Here is a 324-nt window from a genome sequence, read left to right on the forward strand (position 1 = left end):
CAATATCGCAGAAAAAATGGCATCCGAGGCGACCAACTCTACAGAATCCTCTGCACCCCAACCTCCAGCAAACAAAGCAATCCCCGGAGCTTATAGATACCCTCCTGAGCGTCCTCGTCGCCGTCTAACACGTGGTTTGAGTCCTGTAAAGCGTGCTCAGATATTGCGATATCTCCTTCTTGGATGGAGACCTGATAACATCGCCAGCGAGTGTCATGTTGCTGTCCGCACTGTCTATAACATCCAGAACAACTTAATGAGGTATGGAAGCGTCTGCAGGCTGCATTACAGGCAGCTGGGCTGAGCTCATAAGCTGTCAGACAC

1 protein-coding gene is annotated in these 324 nt (G+C 50.6%); it reads left to right on the forward strand.

Features of this window, described 5'->3' with window-relative positions; all coding sequences use genetic code 11:
• Positions 1–16: 16 nt before the first annotated feature.
• Entirely contained in the window at positions 17–304 is a 288-nt protein-coding gene (locus PZC42_RS24370) for a helix-turn-helix domain-containing protein (RefSeq protein WP_498041196.1), read from the forward strand.
• Positions 305–324 lie beyond the last annotated feature (20 nt).

The sequence above is a fragment of the Isoptericola croceus genome (genome assembly GCF_029382255.1).
Taxonomy (GTDB): Bacteria; Actinomycetota; Actinomycetes; order Actinomycetales; family Cellulomonadaceae; genus Isoptericola; species Isoptericola croceus.

Bases quoted from the DNA above. Each gene is read 5' to 3' on its own strand.
- PZC42_RS24370 (WP_498041196.1), top strand. From the start codon at position 17: ATGGCATCCGAGGCGACCAACTCTACAGAATCCTCTGCACCCCAACCT.